Annotated in this window: 1 protein-coding gene; it reads left to right on the top strand. The window is 49.6% G+C overall.

Annotated features, from left to right (window positions below; all coding sequences use genetic code 11):
- On the top strand, positions 1 to 958 hold a 958-nt coding region (locus VQ643_RS16250), incomplete at both ends, for a hypothetical protein (RefSeq protein WP_414201548.1).

Here is a 958-nt window from a genome sequence, read left to right as displayed (position 1 = left end):
TATGATGAACAAGGGCAACTGGTCAGCAGCACCTTACCTGGCAACCGCACCCAGCAAACTCAATACGATGAACTAGGCAACATCACCGTCACCACGGACTCACTGGGCAACACCACCACACAGGTGTGGAATATTTTTGGTGAACTCACTGAAGTCATCACCGCCAACGGCAACAAACACCAATTTGACTACGATGCCAACGGCAACACGATTAAAGAAATCAGCCCTAGCAGCGGCATCACCACCTATGAATACGACGCGGCGAACCAACTGATCAAAAGCACCAACGCCAATGGTGACTACACCACCTATGAGTATGACTTAGCGGGCAACATCATCGAACAATATAGCTTTGCTAAAGGCAGCAGCAACGCCAAACAACGCATCAGCTATCGTTATGACAACGCAGGGCAAGCACTTGAAGTAAAACAAACGGGTGACACCCACAGCACCCATCGCTACCACCGAGATGCCCTAGGACGAGTACAGCAAGAAAGCATTACCTACGGCACCGGCGACAAAGCCTTCACCAAACAACTGGACTACCGTTTTGATAACGAAGGCCGCTTAGCCTCTTTAATCTACCCGGATAACAGCAAAGTCACCTACCAATATGACAAAGGTCTACTTAAGCAAAGCACCCTAGCCAACGGCCAACACATCACTTGGAACAGCTACCAATGGCTTGCTCCTACCCAAGTTAGCTACCCCGGAGCCACGCTAAAAACCGACTACGACGCCTTATTACGCCCACTAACTATCAACGTCACAGGCAAAAATAACAGCGTCCTAATGAACCGCATTTATCAATACACCCAAGCTGGTAACATCGGCAAACGCCAAACAGAAAAAGGCCACATCAACTACCAATATGACCCCCTAGATCGCCTAATAGAAGCCAAACCTGACCAAGCCCTGCAAGCCCTAGGCCTACCCGATGAAGGCTACACCTATGACG

It is taken from the genome of Pseudomonas sp. F1_0610, assembly GCF_047470865.1.
Lineage (GTDB): Bacteria > Pseudomonadota > Gammaproteobacteria > Pseudomonadales > Pseudomonadaceae > JAZDRH01.
This window is presented reverse-complemented; position numbering and strand designations above follow the sequence as displayed.